This window comes from Chryseobacterium oryzae, from assembly GCF_022811665.1.
Taxonomy (GTDB): domain Bacteria; phylum Bacteroidota; class Bacteroidia; order Flavobacteriales; family Weeksellaceae; genus Chryseobacterium; species Chryseobacterium oryzae.
This window is the reverse complement of sequence record NZ_CP094529.1, coordinates 2,540,445-2,556,853: the sequence shown is the minus strand read 5'-3', so window position 1 is coordinate 2,556,853 and position 16,409 is coordinate 2,540,445. Positions and strand designations below refer to the sequence as shown.

Annotated in this window: 16 protein-coding genes and 3 tRNA genes; 9 read left to right on the top strand and 10 right to left on the bottom strand. The window is 33.3% G+C overall.

The window, feature by feature from the left end; translation table 11 throughout:
• The first annotated feature begins 192 nt into the window (after positions 1 to 192).
• Positions 193 to 1,113, top strand: coding sequence for a formimidoylglutamase (hutG, locus tag MTP08_RS11625; protein WP_243576088.1), 921 nt, complete (start codon positions 193 to 195; stop codon positions 1,111 to 1,113).
• A gap of 120 nt (positions 1,114 to 1,233) precedes the next feature.
• On the top strand, positions 1,234 to 2,526 hold the full coding sequence (locus MTP08_RS11620) for an aldehyde dehydrogenase family protein (RefSeq protein WP_243576087.1): 1,293 nt from the start codon (positions 1,234 to 1,236) through the stop codon (positions 2,524 to 2,526).
• 57 nt (positions 2,527 to 2,583) lie between these two features.
• On the opposite strand, the gene pyk is transcribed toward MTP08_RS11620, so the two are convergent.
• The 5 genes from pyk to MTP08_RS11595 are packed head-to-tail and all read right to left on the bottom strand — an operon-like array spanning position 2,584 to position 6,764.
• Complete coding sequence (gene pyk, locus MTP08_RS11615; protein WP_209390214.1) at positions 2,584 to 4,029, bottom strand: pyruvate kinase; 1,446 nt, start codon at positions 4,027 to 4,029, stop codon at positions 2,584 to 2,586.
• A complete protein-coding gene (locus tag MTP08_RS11610; protein ID WP_243576086.1) occupies positions 4,022 to 4,495 on the bottom strand; it encodes an IPExxxVDY family protein in 474 nt (157 codons plus the stop codon). Before MTP08_RS11610 ends, pyk begins: the two co-directional genes overlap by 8 nt.
• A complete protein-coding gene (gene rnc / locus MTP08_RS11605; RefSeq protein ID WP_209390216.1) occupies positions 4,473 to 5,237 on the bottom strand; it encodes a ribonuclease III in 765 nt (254 codons plus the stop codon). Before rnc ends, MTP08_RS11610 begins: the two co-directional genes overlap by 23 nt.
• Positions 5,238 to 5,247: 10 nt before the next feature.
• Positions 5,248 to 6,492: a beta-ketoacyl-ACP synthase II gene (gene fabF, locus MTP08_RS11600; RefSeq protein ID WP_209390217.1), complete on the bottom strand. Its 1,245-nt coding sequence runs from the start codon at positions 6,490 to 6,492 to the stop codon at positions 5,248 to 5,250.
• Positions 6,493 to 6,524: 32 nt separating this feature from the next.
• Positions 6,525 to 6,764 carry an acyl carrier protein gene (locus MTP08_RS11595; protein ID WP_002976354.1) on the bottom strand — a complete coding sequence of 80 codons (240 nt, stop codon included), beginning with the start codon at positions 6,762 to 6,764 and terminating at the stop codon, positions 6,525 to 6,527.
• A gap of 306 nt (positions 6,765 to 7,070) precedes the next feature.
• On the opposite strand from MTP08_RS11595, the gene MTP08_RS11590 reads away from it, so the two are divergent.
• The gene (locus MTP08_RS11590) at positions 7,071 to 7,562 is read left to right on the top strand and encodes a hypothetical protein (RefSeq protein WP_243576085.1); all 492 of its coding nucleotides are present in this window, start codon (positions 7,071 to 7,073) and stop codon (positions 7,560 to 7,562) included.
• A 185-nt stretch (positions 7,563 to 7,747) separates the two neighbouring features.
• Here MTP08_RS11590 and MTP08_RS11585 read toward each other — a convergent pair.
• From MTP08_RS11585 to MTP08_RS11575, 3 genes are all read right to left on the bottom strand, one after another.
• Positions 7,748 to 7,821 (bottom strand) — tRNA-Arg (locus MTP08_RS11585).
• A 32-nt stretch (positions 7,822 to 7,853) separates the two neighbouring features.
• Positions 7,854 to 7,928, bottom strand: a tRNA-Pro gene (locus MTP08_RS11580).
• Positions 7,929 to 7,941: 13 nt separating this feature from the next.
• Positions 7,942 to 8,026 (bottom strand) — tRNA-Ser (locus MTP08_RS11575).
• A gap of 135 nt (positions 8,027 to 8,161) precedes the next feature.
• Between MTP08_RS11575 and MTP08_RS11570 the strand changes: the two genes are divergently transcribed.
• From MTP08_RS11570 to MTP08_RS11555, 4 genes are all read left to right on the top strand, one after another.
• Positions 8,162 to 9,184 carry an N-acetylmuramoyl-L-alanine amidase gene (locus tag MTP08_RS11570; protein WP_243576084.1) on the top strand — a complete coding sequence of 341 codons (1,023 nt, stop codon included), beginning with the start codon at positions 8,162 to 8,164 and terminating at the stop codon, positions 9,182 to 9,184.
• Between the two features lie 129 nt (positions 9,185 to 9,313).
• Positions 9,314 to 10,714, top strand: coding sequence for an aspartate ammonia-lyase (gene aspA / locus MTP08_RS11565; RefSeq protein ID WP_209390220.1), 1,401 nt, complete (start codon positions 9,314 to 9,316; stop codon positions 10,712 to 10,714).
• Positions 10,715 to 10,790: 76 nt separating this feature from the next.
• Positions 10,791 to 11,645 (top strand): glycosyltransferase family 2 protein, encoded by an 855-nt coding sequence (locus tag MTP08_RS11560; RefSeq protein ID WP_243576083.1) that lies wholly within the window; start codon positions 10,791 to 10,793, stop codon positions 11,643 to 11,645.
• Positions 11,642 to 12,670, top strand: coding sequence for a hypothetical protein (locus tag MTP08_RS11555; RefSeq protein ID WP_243576082.1), 1,029 nt, complete (start codon positions 11,642 to 11,644; stop codon positions 12,668 to 12,670). The genes MTP08_RS11560 and MTP08_RS11555 overlap by 4 nt, the downstream gene beginning before the upstream one ends.
• Here the strand turns inward: MTP08_RS11555 and MTP08_RS11550 are convergent.
• Both MTP08_RS11550 and MTP08_RS11545 read right to left on the bottom strand, forming a co-directional pair.
• Positions 12,663 to 14,138 (bottom strand): lipopolysaccharide biosynthesis protein, encoded by a 1,476-nt coding sequence (locus MTP08_RS11550; protein ID WP_243576081.1) that lies wholly within the window; start codon positions 14,136 to 14,138, stop codon positions 12,663 to 12,665. The genes MTP08_RS11555 and MTP08_RS11550 overlap by 8 nt on opposite strands.
• Before the next feature lie 9 nt (positions 14,139 to 14,147).
• Positions 14,148 to 14,942 (bottom strand): FkbM family methyltransferase, encoded by a 795-nt coding sequence (locus MTP08_RS11545; protein WP_243576080.1) that lies wholly within the window; start codon positions 14,940 to 14,942, stop codon positions 14,148 to 14,150.
• Between the two features lie 131 nt (positions 14,943 to 15,073).
• Between MTP08_RS11545 and MTP08_RS11540 the strand changes: the two genes are divergently transcribed.
• Positions 15,074 to 15,673, top strand: coding sequence for a hypothetical protein (locus tag MTP08_RS11540; RefSeq protein ID WP_243576079.1), 600 nt, complete (start codon positions 15,074 to 15,076; stop codon positions 15,671 to 15,673).
• 28 nt (positions 15,674 to 15,701) lie between these two features.
• Positions 15,702 to 16,391 (top strand): hypothetical protein, encoded by a 690-nt coding sequence (locus tag MTP08_RS11535; RefSeq protein ID WP_243576078.1) that lies wholly within the window; start codon positions 15,702 to 15,704, stop codon positions 16,389 to 16,391.
• The last annotated feature ends 18 nt before the right edge of the window (positions 16,392 to 16,409 follow it).

Genomic DNA, 16,409 nt, shown 5'->3' with positions numbered 1-16,409 from the left:
TTTTTTTGTCAATAATTTGGTTTTTTGAAGTGATGACAAAAAGGGAAGGAAGATATATTATTTCCTTTTAAGGATGTTTTAATAACCTTAAAGTTTGGTTATTTGGAATTATTGCAATAGTATATTTATAGTTAAATTTTTAGTTAGTGTTTGCAGCTACAAAGAATAAAATCAAAAAAAGCATCAATTAATATGAACAATATCTGGCAAGGAAGGCTGGATGGTGAAGAATTACTTTACCACAGAATTTTTCAGAGAGTAAAAGAAGAAAAAAATTACGATACCATTTCACCGAACGATTTCGTTTTACATGGGTTTGCAGTTGATGAGGGCGTTCTCAGAAATAAGGGAAGACAAGGTGCAAAAGGTGCTCCGAATATTATACGGAGAAATATGTCTAATTTTCCTGTAGTTCGTCCCGATTTTTCTTTTCTGGATTTCGGAAATATTTATTGTGAAGACGGAAATCTTGAAAATACTCAAAACGAACTGGCGAAAAAAGTTTCCAAAGTTCTGTTGAAAGGAGGTAAATCTTTGGTTTTAGGAGGTGGTCATGAAGTTACTTTCGGGCATTACCGTGGAGTAAAAACCGCTTTTCCTGAACAAAAAATAGGAATTATTAATTTCGATTCTCATTTTGATAACAGACAACCAGAAAATGGAGTAGGAGCAAGTTCGGGAACGGGATTTTGGCAAATTGCTCAGGAAGGTGAAATTCACTCTCTGCATATCGGAATTCAGAGAAATTCTAATACGTTGAAACTCTTTGATACTGCACACCAATTTGGGATGAAATATATTCTGGCAGATGAACTGTTCTTTGAAAATCTTCCTTCGGTGTATGAAAGAGTGAATGAACTCATTGATTCTGTGGATGTTCTTTATCTCACAATTTGCATGGATGTTTTCAATGCCTCTATTGCTCCGGGAGTTTCAGCATCGGCTTATAATGGTATTTTTGCTGACTCAGCATTCATGCATTTGTACAAACATATTCTCAAAAACGAAAAACTTTCTGCACTAGATATTGCAGAAGTAAACCCAGAGTTTGATATTCAGGAACGTACAGCAAGACTGGCTGCCAGTTTAGCTAATGAATGGTTTATAATCTAACCAATATTGTTCATAGAGATTATCATTAAAATTTAGAGTGGCGAGGAATAATATTTGTTGCTGAATGATCCCATAGATATCAGAATTTTTTTCTGATTCTGTATGATTTTTAAAATTAACATGGAAAAATTAATAGAAAAAAAGCTTTTAAAAGCGGAACAAACTTTTCAGGAATGGAAAAAAGTTCCTTTTGAAGAAAAGCAAAAACTCATTGCCAAAGCGGCTGAAATTTTTAAATCTAAAGCTGAAAATTTTGGTAAAATTATTACCGACGAGATGCACAAACCCATTTCTCAATCTATTTCTGAGGTAGAGAAAAGTGCTTTAATGATGAATTATTATGCGGAAGCAGAAAATGTTTTAAAACCCGAAAAAATTCAATCTGAATACAGTATTTCCGAAATTCATTTTGTGCCTAAAGGCGTAATTTTAGGCGTAATGCCATGGAATTTCCCTTTCTGGCAGGTTTTAAGATTTGCTACACCTGCAATTTTAGCAGGGAATACAGTAGTTCTGAAACATGCATCCATTTGCTTCGGAAGTGGTAATGCGATAGAAAAAGTCTTTATTGAAGCTGGTTTCCCTGAAGGTTTGTTTCAAAATTTAGAAATCGGACATAAAGAAGTTGAGGAAGTTTTAGAACATAGTATCATAAAAGGGGTAAGTCTCACCGGAAGTGGAAAAGCAGGTGCAGAAGTAGCCGCAACTGCCGGAAAGAATATCAAAAAATCTCTGCTTGAATTGGGTGGAAGTGATGCATTTATCGTTTTGGATGATGCCGATTTAGGCGAAGCTGCAAAAGTAGGTGCTTTGGCAAGACTTCAGAATTGTGGGCAAACCTGTGTTGCTGCAAAAAGATTTATTGTTCAAAAAAATATTGAGTTCGATTTTCTGCCAAAATTTATTTTAGAATATAAAAAATATATTCCGGCTGATCCTCATTTGAAAGAGTCCAAATTGAGCGGAATGGCAAGACCTGATTTAGCAGATGATTTGGAAAAACAATATCAGAAAGCTTTGGATAATGGTGCAGAAGTGATTATTCCTTTGGAAAGAATTTCTGAGAACGAGTTTAATCCCGGATTAATCCGAGTTGCAGAAGGCAATCCTATCTTGCTTGATGAATTATTTGGTCCTTTAGGAATGGTAATGATTGCAGAAGATGATAAAGAGGCTTTAAAAATAGCCAATGATATCCCTTTTGGTCTGTCTAATTCAGTTTGGACGTCTGATAAAGACCGTCAGCATTTTTTTATCGAAAACTTAGAATCCGGAACGGTTAATATTAATAGAATGACAAGTTCAGATCCTCGTTTTCCGTTTGGAGGAACCAAGTCTTCAGGTTATGGAACAGAACTTTCTCTGCACGCTTTAAAAGAATTTGTAACAATTAAAACGGTTTTAGGAAAGTAAATAAAAACCTCCCGAAAAATTAATTTTCGGGAGGTTTTTTTATAGTAAAGACAATAATTAAATTGTAGTTAATCTCAATGTATTTGTTTTTCCACCTTCATAAGACGGAGTTGCATTGATGTTGATAACGAAATCTCCGGTTTCTATATAACCATGGTTATGCGTCAACATATTTACCTGAATAATAGTTTCGTCAGTAGGTTTATTCATGTCATAATAATAAGCACGAACTCCCCAAAGTAAATTCAGCATTGTAATAACTCTCTTATTTCCACTGAAAACAATAATGTGGGAATTAGGTCTGTGAGCTGATAATTGAAAGGCTGTATAACCAGAACTTGTTAATGTTACAATAGCTGCAACGTTGGTACTTTTTGCAATTCTTACGGCAGCAAGACAAACCCTGTTGGTAATGAAACGTTCATCAATACAATTGAAATCTTTTTCAATAGGTTCGTTTTTGTGTTGATAGAAATTAGTCATTTCTATATTTTTCACAATTTTCGCCATGTTTTCCACCACCTGAATTGGGTATCTACCTACAGAAGTTTCTCCTGAAAGCATTACTGCATCTGCACCGTCTAATACAGAATTGGCAACGTCATTTACTTCTGCTCTAGTAGGCGTTAAACTGTTAATCATTGTTTCCATCATTTGGGTTGCAATGATTACCGGTTTTGAGTAAAATCTTGCTCTTTCAACCAGGTTTTTCTGAATGGCAGGAACTTCTTCCATAGGAACTTCCACTCCTAAATCACCTCTTGCAACCATTAATCCATCACATTCTAACAAGATTTCTTCGATATTTTTTACACCTTCCGGTTTTTCAATCTTAGCGATGATTGGAGTTTTAATCGTACCATTCGGATGTTTAGAAATTAATTCTTTTAAATCTATAATATCCTGTGCATGACGAACGAAAGAAAGAGCAATCCAATCCACTTCCATATCAAGCATAAAGTTGGCGTCCTGAATGTCTTTTTCTGTTAATGCAGGAAGAGAAACGTTGGTATTCGGAAGGTTAACCCCTTTTTTAGAGCTTAATGGTCCTCCCTGAATTGTTTTAGCTTTAACAGTATCAATTTTATTGGTTTCTAAAACTTCCAAAACAAGTTTACCATCATCAATCAAGATTCTTTCTCCTACATTTACGTCTTGAGGAAACTGCTGATAAGTCATATAAACTTTTGTAGAATCGCCTTCTATTTTTTCGTTGGTAAATGTAAGAACATCACCAGGATTCAGGTAAGAACCTTCTTTTACAACTCCAACTCTCAATTTAGGTCCCTGTAAATCTCCCAAAATTCCTACAGAATAACCGTATTCTTTATTTAACTCTCTTATTATTTCAATATTTGAGCGAACTAAGTCGTAGTCTGCATGCGAAAAATTTATTCTGAAAATGTCAACACCCGCTCTCATTAATCCCAACATCACTTCTTTCGAAGATGAAGCAGGGCCCAGTGTTGCAATAATTTTAGTCTTCTTTAAATACTTATTCATAATACTGTATTATTTGATAAAGTTCTTCTTCAGAACCTATTATGTAATCTTGGATAGGAAACACAAGATTTTCAGCCAGCAAAATTACGGAAAAATCAGGAAATTGTTCCGAACTATGCAGAATATATTCTACATCTGGATGATTATTTAATAAAAATTTAATGTTTTCTTCTTCTGAGAAGAGTTCAGTCTGCAGTTTTTTTTGCTTACTTTCTGATGATTTGTTTGCAATAAAAGTGAAGCAAGTTTTGGTGTATTTATGATATGCTTCATATCTGGGAAATGAAAAATCATAATATTTACCATGGTAAATAAGATCTTCTATTCTTGAAAATTTTAAATCGTTAAAATGATTTATCTTAAAAAAAAACTCATGATCCGGAATATGTTTTACCAATCTTACCAAGCCTATGGTAATATCTTCAAAATCCGTTTCGTCAAAATCATAAAGTTTTTGAATTTCCAAGTATATTTTCTTTTTTATTTAAAATATAAAATGCCCTTTGTGCTGCTTTTTCTTCTGCCTTTTTCTTTGAAGTTTCTGTTGCATTAGAAATTTTTTCATTTCCAAGCCATACATGACAGCGAAAAACAATAGATTTGTTCACCTGAATTTCTTCGCAGGTTTCATATTTTATATTCAGTTTTTTCTTCTGGCTCCATTCTAGTAAAAGACCTTTATAACTTACAATTTTATTTTCAAGCTTATTAATTTCTGTTGGGGTAAGCAACTTTTCTAAAACGATTTTTTTGCACGTTTCGTATTGCAAGTCCAGATAAATTGCACCGATAAGTGCTTCAAACAAATTGCCCGAAATATTTTCGCCTAAAGCAGCAGAATGGTTGTTTTTTTGTAAAAGGCTTGTAAGCTTTAAGTCTTCACCCAGTTTATTGAGATTCTTCCTATTTACAATCTTAGATTTCATTTGTGTCATATATCCCTCATTAGCTTTAGGATAAGTATGAAACAAATGGCAAGAAATAATTGTACCCAAAACAGAATCTCCTAAAAATTCCAGTCTTTCGTAATTGCTATCCTGGTTTTTAGAAGAACTTTTTGTAGAAAAAGCTTCTCTGTAGAAGTTAATATTCTGAATGTCAGTGCCTAAAATTTTATTTAGCTCCGTACTTAGAAAATAATCTCTTTCAGTAAGTGTTCTTTTTCTTTGTTTGAGGAGGAATTTAGAAAAGTATTTCTGTAACTCCATTCAGTAATATTTAGATTTTCTTAAATAGAACACAGGCATTGTGTCCACCAAATCCAAAAGTATTACTCATGGCAACTTTTACATCTTTTTTTACAGCTTCATTAAACGTGAAATTCAGTCTGCTGTCGATGTTTTCATCATCAGTAAAATGGTTGATTGTAGGAGGAACGATACCATGAATAATTGTTCCCAAAGCAGCAATTGCTTCAATAACTCCGGCTGCACCTAAAAGGTGTCCTGTCATTGATTTTGTAGAATTAATCTGAATATCGTAAGCGTGTTCACCCAATAATCTAGAAATTGCATTAGATTCTGCAATATCTCCTAATGGAGTAGATGTACCATGCATATTGATATGGTCTACTTCATCAGCAGTAAGTCCTGCATCTTCTAGACAATTTTTCATTACCAGATAAGCTCCCAAACCTTCAGGATGTGGTGCTGTCATGTGATGTGCATCTGCACTCATACCGCCACCCAATAATTCTGCATAAATTGTTGCTCCACGCTTCACAGCGTGTTCATACTCTTCAAGAACGATGCAACCTGCGCCTTCGCCTAAAACAAATCCGTCTCTGTCTTTGTCGAAAGGTCGAGATGCCGTTGTAGGATCATCATTTCTTGTAGAAAGTGCCATCATAGCATTAAAACCTCCGACTCCGCTCGCTGTAACCGCTGCTTCAGAACCTCCGCAAACTATTACGTCGGCTTTTCCGAGCTGAATAAGCATTTTAGAATCAATAAGAGCGTTCGCAGATGATGCACAAGCTGAAACCGTAGTATAATTGGGACCATGGAAACCATATTCTATAGAAATATGTCCCGGGGTAATGTCCGCAATCATTTTAGGAATAAAAAAAGGATTGAATCTTGGAATATCGGTGTTTGCCCAACCCAAAACTTCCGTTTCGAATGTTTCTAAACCTCCGATTCCAGATCCCCAAATTACGCCGACTCTGTTTTTATCAACATTGTCTTCTATAATTTTTGAATGACTTACTGCTTCTCTGGCAGCAACCAATCCTAACTGCGTATTTCTATCCATTTTTTTAGCTTCTTTCTTGTCGAAATAGTCTAAAGGATTGAAGTTTTTCACTTCACACGCAAATCGGGTTTTGAAATTTGTGGCATCAAAAAGAGTAATAGGAGCGGCTCCGCTCTTGCCTTTTACAAGACTTTCCCAGTATTCACTCGCATTGTTACCTACAGGTGTTATTGCGCCAAAACCAGTTACAACTACTCTTTTTAATTCCATAAATTTTTAAAATTTTCCTTTGTTGAAGAATATTATTTATTTACTACTTCTTCTATATAAGCGATAGCGTGTCCTACAGTAGTAATTTTTTCAGCTTGGTCATCAGGAATCTGAATATTAAATTCTTTTTCGAATTCCATGATTAGCTCAACTGTATCTAGTGAGTCTGCTCCTAAATCATTTGTGAAGCTAGCCTCAGGAGTTACTTCTGTTTCTTCAACGTCAAGCTTATCAGCGATGATAGCTTTTACTCTTGATGCAATGTCTGACATAGTAAATTATTTTTTTTAATTGTTAGATGCTGCAAATATATAAAATTCTTTATGATAAATCGTTTTTTTAAACTTTTTTATAGAATTGTATAATATAATTTTACGTGCTTTGAGATACTCTTTTAGTTATCAATTATTTATGTGTTAATTCTTTTTGTTTTATAGAATTATTATTCTGTAAAGATGTTTTTAAACTTATATTATTACCTTATTTTGATTTATTTTAAACTATAGTTTCTTGATATCTGTTGATCTTTTTAAATATATATTTGCTTCCTGTTTTCAAAGATAAATATAGAAGTAAACATGTCGATTTTTTCTCAGAGATTGATTCCGATGACGGATTTTGTAATAGAATATTATTCAAATGAAGGTTTTGCCGATCTTCACACGCTTAATCTGTTGAATAATTACGCTCAATTTCTGAGAATGCCACTTAGTTTAGATATGTTTTTACCGGTAGATTCGGAAGGTAATATTCTTAAGGAACCAAAGAATTATGCCACTTGGAAATCTTTAAAGCATAATAGTGAAATTACTGAAATAGATTCGGGAAATGTTTTTTTTGATGAAAACAGAGTGTTTCAAAAAGCAGAATCCAAAATTTTATTTGATGGTTTCATAAGTGCATATAATGGATTTTCTGTTGCCAGATTGGTAGCGTCTTATAATCCTTCTATAGAGCTTTCGTTTAATAAAAATGATTTGGCATTTCAAAAATATACGGATGTTGAATCGCTTATTTCTTTACATGAAATATATTTGAGTCCGTATGCAATGAAACGTATTGGTTTTTAATTATTCAGGCTTTTAAAATCAAAATTTCACTAATTTATTTTAGTGAAATTTATTCTTTAAAAAATTTATGATATGGAGGATTGATTGGAGTTTGTAATGAAAAGTTTCCGTTGAATTAATTTCGAAATTCGTTCAATTATATCCATAAAACAAAAAAAACTCACAAAAAATGTGAGTTTTAAAAGTGAGCGCGAAAGGATTCGAACCTTTGACCGTCTGCTTAGAAGGCAGATGCTCTATCCAGCTGAGCTACGCACCCATTTGTAATTTTGAAAAAATTATCGAAAATTGTCGGGGCGGCAGGATTCGAACCTGCGACCTCCTGGTCCCAAACCAGGCGCGATGACCGGACTACGCTACGCCCCGAGTAAATAAAATGCGGAGGGTAAGGGATTCGAACCCTTGCGACACTTTCGCGTCGACAGTTTAGCAAACTGCTCCGTTAACCACTCCGGCAACCCTCCTTTTTATTTATATTGTAAAGATCTTTGTTCTGTTATTGCGAGTGCAAATATAGAACAGATTTCTTTATCTACCAAATAAAAGACAAGAAAAAATTGTGTATTTTTACGCTAATAAACAATTGAAAAAATAGACAGATGCGTAAATCGTTATATATCATCGGCTTAAGTGTTCTGGTGTTTTCCTGTACTTCACAGAAAAATATCAAGAAAAACTCTTATCGTCCTAAAACTGCAGTTTCGCAAGCAAAACCTGTGAATGTGGCAGCGGTTGAAAAGCAGAAACCTCATGTTATAAAAGATCATGGTGTAGAATTCTTTACAACTAATATTGCAGATATTACCAAAAACGACAATACTGCAAGTTATGGTTCTATTGTATCTGCAAAACCCGCAGGATTCAAAGTAGTGAAGACCTATTTTCCTGCAATTGCCCAAAACTTCAGACAGAAATATTTAATTCTTCATTATACCGTTTTGCCGGACGATAAATCTGTAGAAGTGCTTACAAAACAAAATGTGAGTGCGCATTATCTGGTTAATAATTTAGGTGATAACGAGATTTATCAGCTTGTTGATGAAAATAAACGTTCTTATCATGCTGGTGTTAGTGCGTGGAGAGCAGACAAAAATTTAAATGATACTTCAATCGGGATAGAAATTGTAAATCCGGGATACAAGTCGGATGCAACCGGGAAAAAAATATTTCAGCCTTTTAGTGATGAGCAGATTAAAAAAGTTGCCGCTTTAGCGAAAGATATTGTGATGAGATATAATATTCCTCCTACCAATGTTTTGGCTCATTCGGATATTGCACCTACAAGAAAGCAAGATCCTGGACCGCTTTTTCCGTGGAAAAAACTATATGATGAATACCAGATAGGAATGTGGTATGATGAAGCTGTAAAACAAACTTTTATAGTGAATGCAGAAACCGAAGTTTCTACAAAATATAACGAACCGTCATTTGTATTTGTTGTGCAGACTGCATTACAGAAATTTGGATACGATCTTTTTCCAAACGGGAAATGGGATGATGCTACCAAAAGAACAATTGAGGTTTTTCAGTATCATTTCAGGCCACAAAACTATGATGGCGTTATAGATGCTGAAACCTGGGCAATTCTACAGGCTTTAAACCAAAAATATCCGGTAAAATAAATTCAGGAAACAACTAATGTAAACGAATCATTTTTTTTGCTCCCATTTCTTAAATTTTCAATAGCTTTTTATTGCTAAATTGGTGCGCTTAAATTGATATTATAGAACCGTTACATTAATTTATAAATTATGGAAAATTTCAGAAAGGAAAGTGATCTTTTAGGAGAACTTAATGTGCCTTTAAACGCTTATTTTGGAGTTCAGACTCAAAGAGCAATAGATAATTTTAAAATATCGGGACAGCTTTTATCTTCATATCCTGAATTTATTAAAGGTTTGGCGTTTGTAAAAAAAGCAGCGGCTAAAACCAATTATGAATTAGGGCTTTTGGATGAAAACTTATATTTGAAAATCTCAGAAACATGTGATGAACTTATTGGAGGTTTGTTTCACAGCGAATTTCCTGTTGATATGATTCAGGGAGGTGCGGGAACTTCAATAAACATGAATGCAAATGAAGTAATTGCCAATCGTGTTCTGGAAAAATTAGGGAAAAATAAAGGTGAATACGAATTTTGTTCACCAAATGACCATATCAATCTTTCTCAGTCGACCAATGATGCCTATCCTACGGCAATTAAAATGGGTTTACTGCAAATGAATGATGTTTTGGTAGAAAAACTCAAGCAGATTGTAGAAGCATTTCGCGAAAAGGGAAGAGAATTCCATGATGTGATTAAAATGGGAAGAACCCAGCTTCAGGATGCTGTTCCAATGACGATGGGACAAGAGTTTGAAGCTTTTGCTGCTACTTTGGAAGAAGATATTTCTAAACTGAATAATAACGCCAACCTTTTTGTAGAGGTGAATATGGGAGCGACCGCCATTGGTACAGGGATTAATGCACCAATTGGTTATGCAAAACTTTGTGCAAAAAATCTGTCAGAAATTACAGGATATCCTATCGTTTCTGCACCCGATTTAGTGGAAGCTACTCCAGATACAGGTTCGTATGTGATTTATTCATCAGCTATGAAACGTCTGGCTGTAAAATTGTCGAAAATCTGTAATGATTTAAGACTTCTGGCTTCCGGACCGAGAGCTGGATTGTCTGAAATTAATCTTCCACCAATGCAACCGGGCTCTTCAATTATGCCTGGAAAAGTAAATCCGGTCATTCCTGAAGTTGTCAATCAGGTGTGTTTTAAAGTTATAGGGAATGATTTAACGGTAACTTTTGCAGCAGAAGCGGGGCAGCTTCAGTTGAATGTAATGGAACCAGTTCTTTCTCATGCAATTATGGAAAATATTCATTTTCTGTGTAATGCTCTCGATACTCTTCGCGAAAAATGTGTTGTGGGTATCACTGCCAACAAAGAAATTTGTCTCAATATGGTAAAGCACAGCATAGGAATTGTCACTGCTTTGAATCCTTATATAGGCTATAAACAATCTACCAAAATTGCTAAAGAAGCATTAGAAACAGGAAAAAGTGTTTATAACTTGGTTCTTGAACATGGATTGCTTTCTCAGGAGAAATTAGATGAAATTCTGGATCCAAAAAATATGCTTACGCCGCATAATAAATAAATTTTAACAGTAATTAATCGGTGATGAATTAAGCAATTCATCACCGGTTAATTATTTCATTTTACATGTTTTTATTTTGAAATTTCTCATCATTATTCCTGCTCACAACGAAGAAAAAAATCTTCCTTTTACTCTGGATTCTCTGCAGCAGCAAAGTTTTAAAGATTTTACGGTCGTAGTGGTTAATGATGGATCGTCTGATGGAACTTCTGGCGTAATTAAAAGATACACAGAAAGTGATTTCAGGTTTGAAACCATTACACTTCAGAAATCATCTCATCAACCGGGATCAAAAGTGGTTGCTGCATTTAAGAAGGGTTTGGAAACTAAAAATTTAGCAGATTTTGATATTGTTTGTAAGTTTGATTCTGATATTATTTTAAATGAAAATTATCTTCAGAAAATAGCAGATGCTTTTGCTGAAAATCCTGATTATGGGCTGGTTGGCGGACTTTTATATCTTGAAAAAAATGGGGAATGGGTGTATGAAGGAAATTCCAACAAAAATCATGTGCGTGGTCCGATGAAAGCGTACCGAAAGGAGTGTTTTCAGGAAATTGGAGGGCTTAGAGAAACTTTGGGATGGGATAATATTGATGCCATTCTTCTTAAAAATTCAGGTTGGAAAGAAGTGGTAATCCCTGAACTGCAGGTAAAACTGATTAAAGTAAAAGGAGCCGATTATACCATAAAACCTGCCGATTATTATGGAAGATATTTTTATTTTCTCGGTTTAAACCGTTTTCTTACCTATATAGCCGCTGCTAAAGAAGCTTCAAAAGCAAAATCTCCGTCATTTTTAATGCAGATCATCAACTCTTATGAAAAATGCAGATCTCAACATCTTGAACTGAAAATTTCTAAAAAAGAGCAAAAAGTAATTAATGATGAACGCTGGAATCAGTTTAAAAAGAAATGGTTTAAAATTTGAAAAAAATTGCCTACATAGAAATTGATACGCACGCAGAAATTGCTGCCGATTTTATGGATTTAATGGAAGATTCAAAAGAAATTTCTGTAGATTATTATTTTTCAAAAAAAATTGACAGTCAGATTTCTTCCAATCAGGAGAATGTTTTTTTATCAGATTCTTCCATGATTTTAGAACAGCTGAGAGCAAAAAAATATGATTTTGTAATGATCGGGACGGCTCACCGGTATTTCGATACTTTTCTGGAAATTACACGAAAATATAAGTCGGCAATTATTGTTCATAATCTTAATTTTTCTAAAACTTCACCTTTAGATTTAATAAAAAGCATATTGAGAACTGATCAGCTTTTCAGATTAAAACTTTTACTGAAAGAAGGCTTGCTACAATCTGCAAATGTTTATAAAAATGCTGCGAAACTCTTTGTTTTAGATGAGGCGTTGTCTTCGCAAACCTATGCTTTTTTACCACTTTTTTATTCTAAAGAATTCGTTTTCAGCAAAAATGAAAAATTAACTGTTGTTATTCCGGGTGGTGTTTCTCAGAAAAGACGGGATTATGCTCATGTTTTAGACTGTATTCAAAAATCTGAACAGGCAAAAAAAATAGAATTTGTCTTTCTGGGAAAGGCAAAAGGCGAGGAGCTGGAAAAAATAAAAAAAGTTTCTGGAAATTTTAGTTTTAAATATTTTACAGAAAGGGTTTCTCAGGAAGATTTTGAGTTTTGGATGAAAAAAGCAGATGTTCTCTGGTGTCCCATTCAGGAAAAGACAGAATTTTTCAGTCAAAAAGAAATTTATGGAAAAACGAAAATGACGGGAAATCTGGGCGACGCCATTAAGTTTGGTAAGGCAGCTGTTTTTCCTGAAAATTATCCCTCAGATCTTGCATTTATTGTACCTGAAAAGAAAGATGTAATTCTGCAATTGAATGAGCTTACAGATTTTCAGTTCAATTTTCAGAAAGAATTTAACAAAAAAAGGGTTCTGCAAAAACTGGAAGAAAAGCTGCTTCAGGTTACTTAAATTTCAGAATGCTTTTAATGAATTTTAAATTGATATACTGTTCTACCGGAAAGATCTTGGTGAAGTGGTTTCCAATAAAAATCAAAATCAAAACTACGGCAGGTTTGTAGATTAAATTGATGAAATTATTCTCAAAAACCGGTAAAATAATAGCCACCGTGATTGCCAAAGTACAAATGATAGAAACAAAAATCATTTCAATAGAAAAAGGAGAAACTTTAAACACGAAATAGTTGAAAATAACTTTGATAAGGTTGTAAATACTCACCGAAATTGCCGTAGAAATAGCAATTCCGATTAACGAAAGATCTGTGTTATTGATGAAATACCAGTTTAAACCAACCGTTAAACCTGCAAGAAGCAACATTACAATAATATTGAATTTGTAGTATTTGGATAGCGAGATGATATTTCCGTTGAATCCGGTAGCTAAATCCATCAAAACTGCCGAACCCCAAATCCAAATCACAGGCTCATACATCCTTAGTAAATCCCCTTTATTAGGCATAAAATGCGTTAAATAAGGAAATCCCACCATAATACAGCCAAATAAAACGGCTCCGAGGAAAAAAATCGTCAGTGAGGTTTTTTTGTGAAACCGGTCCAGTTCTTCCATATCTCCATCTGCCAGATTTTTTCGGATGAATGGAGCTGAAATATTAAATAAACCCAGTTGTGGAATAGAGATAAGCGATACTAAAGCCAATAAAATACTGTAAACGGCAATTTCTTCTTCACCGATAAATTCCCCAATCATGTAGTTGTTGATAGCCATGTGGTTTCCGAAAGTTCCCAGAAATCCGAAAAAGCTGTAAGAGGCAAATTCTTTATAAAAATGGTCTTTTTTAAAATATTCTGTGCTGAAATCAAGATGAATTTTTTCCAGCTTATTGGCGTAAAAAATATATCCTGAAAGCATTAAGGCAAACATTCCGAAGAAAAAAGCCAGTGCAATCTGCTCAGACATCTGGAAGTAAAAAAACAGGCAGAAAGAACCCAGATTGGCAAGTTTAGGCAACAGATTGTCGAAAATATTAGAAACTACAATTCTTTTATAGTTGGAAATATATTTATTGAAAATCGCACAAAGAGAAAGCGTTAAAACCAGAGGGAGAATATATTTTTTACTTTCCCAAATTTTCATTTTGGTAAATTCTGGAGAGAAATAAGGAATGAGAAAGAAAACGATGAGAAAAACAAAAAAATTAATGCAAATTATGGCTAAAGAAAGCGAGAGCATATTCTGATGCTTTCCGTCTTCATGAGCTTTTCCGAAAAATTTTACATTAGAATAAGAAATTCCCAAAACTACAAAAGGAACCAACAATTCTGCAGTAGACATGATGAATCTTAATTTTCCGTAAAAAAAGAGGTTGTTGGTAAAAATAAAAATAGAAAACATCCCGATCAGGGTTGCGATATATCCAATAACAGAATATTTAAAACCTTGCCTTGCTACTACACTCATACTTTCAGTTTATGCTTGTTTTGGAGTGAAAATAATGTTGTTGATGTATTCGGTTTTATTTTTTTCGTCGCTGATATTTTTGAGTAAAATTTCTTCTGTTAGTTTTTCGAGTGTAAATGATTTTCTGTTTAAATAATGAGCATTAAAACCCCAGTTTTCTACTTCAGAAATCTCGCTCCAAATGGGCTGATCGTGGTGTCTTTGCTCCATTTCTACCATTAATGTGGGCTTGAATTTCAGGATGGTGTTTTTTCCGCCAAAGAGGGTTTTCATTTCATTTCCTTCCACATCAATTTTAATAAAATCAATTTTTTTGATGTTGTGTTTTATAATCCAGTCATCCAGTTTTATCACTTTTACGGTTTCTGTGTAGCTGTTTTCTTCGTCTTTTTCTTTGTAGGAAGTATTGAGCGTTCCTCGGGAAGCTACCATTTTCCCTTTAATAATAGGGACTTTAAATTCTGCAGTTGTATTTTCGTCTGAAAGTGCCACAGAGGAAATGTTCATTGAAGTGAAGAGCCTTTTGAGTCTTTTATTGAGTTTTTTGTTAGGTTCAAAAGCGTAAATATTCTTATTATTCAGCTGATTTTCAAATTGATATAGAAAAGTTCCTACATTGGCACCAATATCAAAAATTATGGCATCTTTTTGTAAATATTCTTTAATCCAAACCAGTTCGGGTTCTACATTTCTGGCAGAAAAGTTTTCTTTATTAAGGTTTTTTAAATTTTTAAAATACCTCTGTTTATAAAAACTCGGACTGATATATTGCAGATTTTCGGCTAGTTTCGGGTATAAGGACATATCTGATTATTTGACGACCGACAAAGTTAATCATTTTAACAAAGTTTTGTCTAATGTTTTTTTTGAGAAAATATTTTTCACGGACATGTTTTGGCTGCGGAGGATTTTAAGTTTGCTGGAAAAATAAAAGCATGGAAGATTATAAAAGATTTAAAAACAACTGGGAAACAAAGTTGCAACAAATGTTTTGGGATCGTTTTAAAAAGAGAGATCAAAATTTAAATCTATTCTATTTCTTTAAGTTTGGAACTCTTAAAAGTGAAGTCCGACTAGATAAGAATGCAAATCTTTATTTGTGTTTTATATATGAAAAAAGAAAAACAGATGATGTGAAATTACAAAATAACTGGAATTCTAATGAAAAAAAGTTATTTGATATTTTTGAAAAGAATTTTAAAGAAAACTGTAATCAGAAATATATAGGATTTTCAAAATTCAGTAAAAATGAAGATGTGAGAGATGTTTTGTGGGCAATATTTCTTCTTGGGAATGAAAATGATATCGAAAATAAAGATATTGTAGAATTTTTGATGAGTGAAAAAGTTAAAGCGAATTATGAAAATTTTACAAGCAAAAAACTAAATGCGGATGATGCTTTAGATTGTTACATATCTGAAATTATTTATGAATTTGAAGATATTGCTTTCAAAATCAAAAAAGAAATTTTCAATGTAGAAATTTTTAGAAAATTTGTTGATGATATGGTTGATAATATGTCTTTCTTAAAGTGAAATAATTAAATTTAAACAAAAATAAATTATGAATTTAGATTTCAGAATCAGAGAAATTGTAAAAATAGAGGAAGAAATGAAGTCTATCCCCAAAACGATGGTTGATGGAGCAATAGATAATGAAATATATTTTGCGAGTAAATACCGAATTGCTTGGTTTTTAAAAGAATCATATTCGGAGGAAGAAGATTCGTTTTATTATCGTAGTTATTTTGAAAGTCAAGATCTTTATAGTGATTGGTTCAAGACTGTTGCAAGACCTACTTGGCATCCTATAATTTATGTTTCGTATAGTTTACTAAATGGATTCAAAACATGGGAAGAACTTGATTATATTAAAGATAATCACTCGATGTGTGACATTATAAAGAATATTGCGATTATTAACGCTAATAAAAACTATTCTGAAACAGGAACTTGGACGAGTGATGAAAATTTATTTAATGGATTTTTACGTCATAAAGATATTTTAAGAAGACAAACCGAACTTTTAAACCCAAATGTGAATATTTTTGGAAACACATTTCATTTGTACAAAGATTTTTTTAATATTCAAGATGAAGATTTAGTTCGCGAACTTTCTATAGATAATCTATTAAATGTTTATTTAAATAATGGTAAGATTTATTTAGATGCTTTTCATCCTGCTTCAAGAAAGAAAAATTACATAAATTCAATAATTAATGCTGTTGAAAATTTATCCGATGAATTAGCTTAGTTTCAGAGTTAGAAAAAA

Excerpts from the sequence above, each read along its gene's own strand:
- hutG (WP_243576088.1), top strand. The coding sequence starts at position 193 with ATGAACAATATCTGGCAAGGAAGGCTGGATGGTGAAGAATTACTTTAC.
- MTP08_RS11535 (WP_243576078.1), top strand. The coding sequence starts at position 15,702 with ATGAATTTAGATTTCAGAATCAGAGAAATTGTAAAAATAGAGGAAGAA.
- pyk (WP_209390214.1), bottom strand. The coding sequence starts at position 4,029 with ATGAATAAGTATTTAAAGAAGACTAAAATTATTGCAACACTGGGCCCT.
- fabF (WP_209390217.1), bottom strand. The coding sequence starts at position 6,492 with ATGGAATTAAAAAGAGTAGTTGTAACTGGTTTTGGCGCAATAACACCT.
- MTP08_RS11545 (WP_243576080.1), bottom strand. The coding sequence starts at position 14,942 with ATGTCCTTATACCCGAAACTAGCCGAAAATCTGCAATATATCAGTCCG.
- MTP08_RS11620 (WP_243576087.1), top strand. The coding sequence starts at position 1,234 with ATGGAAAAATTAATAGAAAAAAAGCTTTTAAAAGCGGAACAAACTTTT.
- MTP08_RS11590 (WP_243576085.1), top strand. The coding sequence starts at position 7,071 with ATGTCGATTTTTTCTCAGAGATTGATTCCGATGACGGATTTTGTAATA.
- aspA (WP_209390220.1), top strand. The coding sequence starts at position 9,314 with ATGGAAAATTTCAGAAAGGAAAGTGATCTTTTAGGAGAACTTAATGTG.
- MTP08_RS11550 (WP_243576081.1), bottom strand. The coding sequence starts at position 14,138 with ATGAGTGTAGTAGCAAGGCAAGGTTTTAAATATTCTGTTATTGGATAT.
- MTP08_RS11595 (WP_002976354.1), bottom strand. The coding sequence starts at position 6,764 with ATGTCAGACATTGCATCAAGAGTAAAAGCTATCATCGCTGATAAGCTT.
- MTP08_RS11570 (WP_243576084.1), top strand. The coding sequence starts at position 8,162 with ATGCGTAAATCGTTATATATCATCGGCTTAAGTGTTCTGGTGTTTTCC.
- MTP08_RS11540 (WP_243576079.1), top strand. The coding sequence starts at position 15,074 with ATGGAAGATTATAAAAGATTTAAAAACAACTGGGAAACAAAGTTGCAA.
- rnc (WP_209390216.1), bottom strand. The coding sequence starts at position 5,237 with ATGGAGTTACAGAAATACTTTTCTAAATTCCTCCTCAAACAAAGAAAA.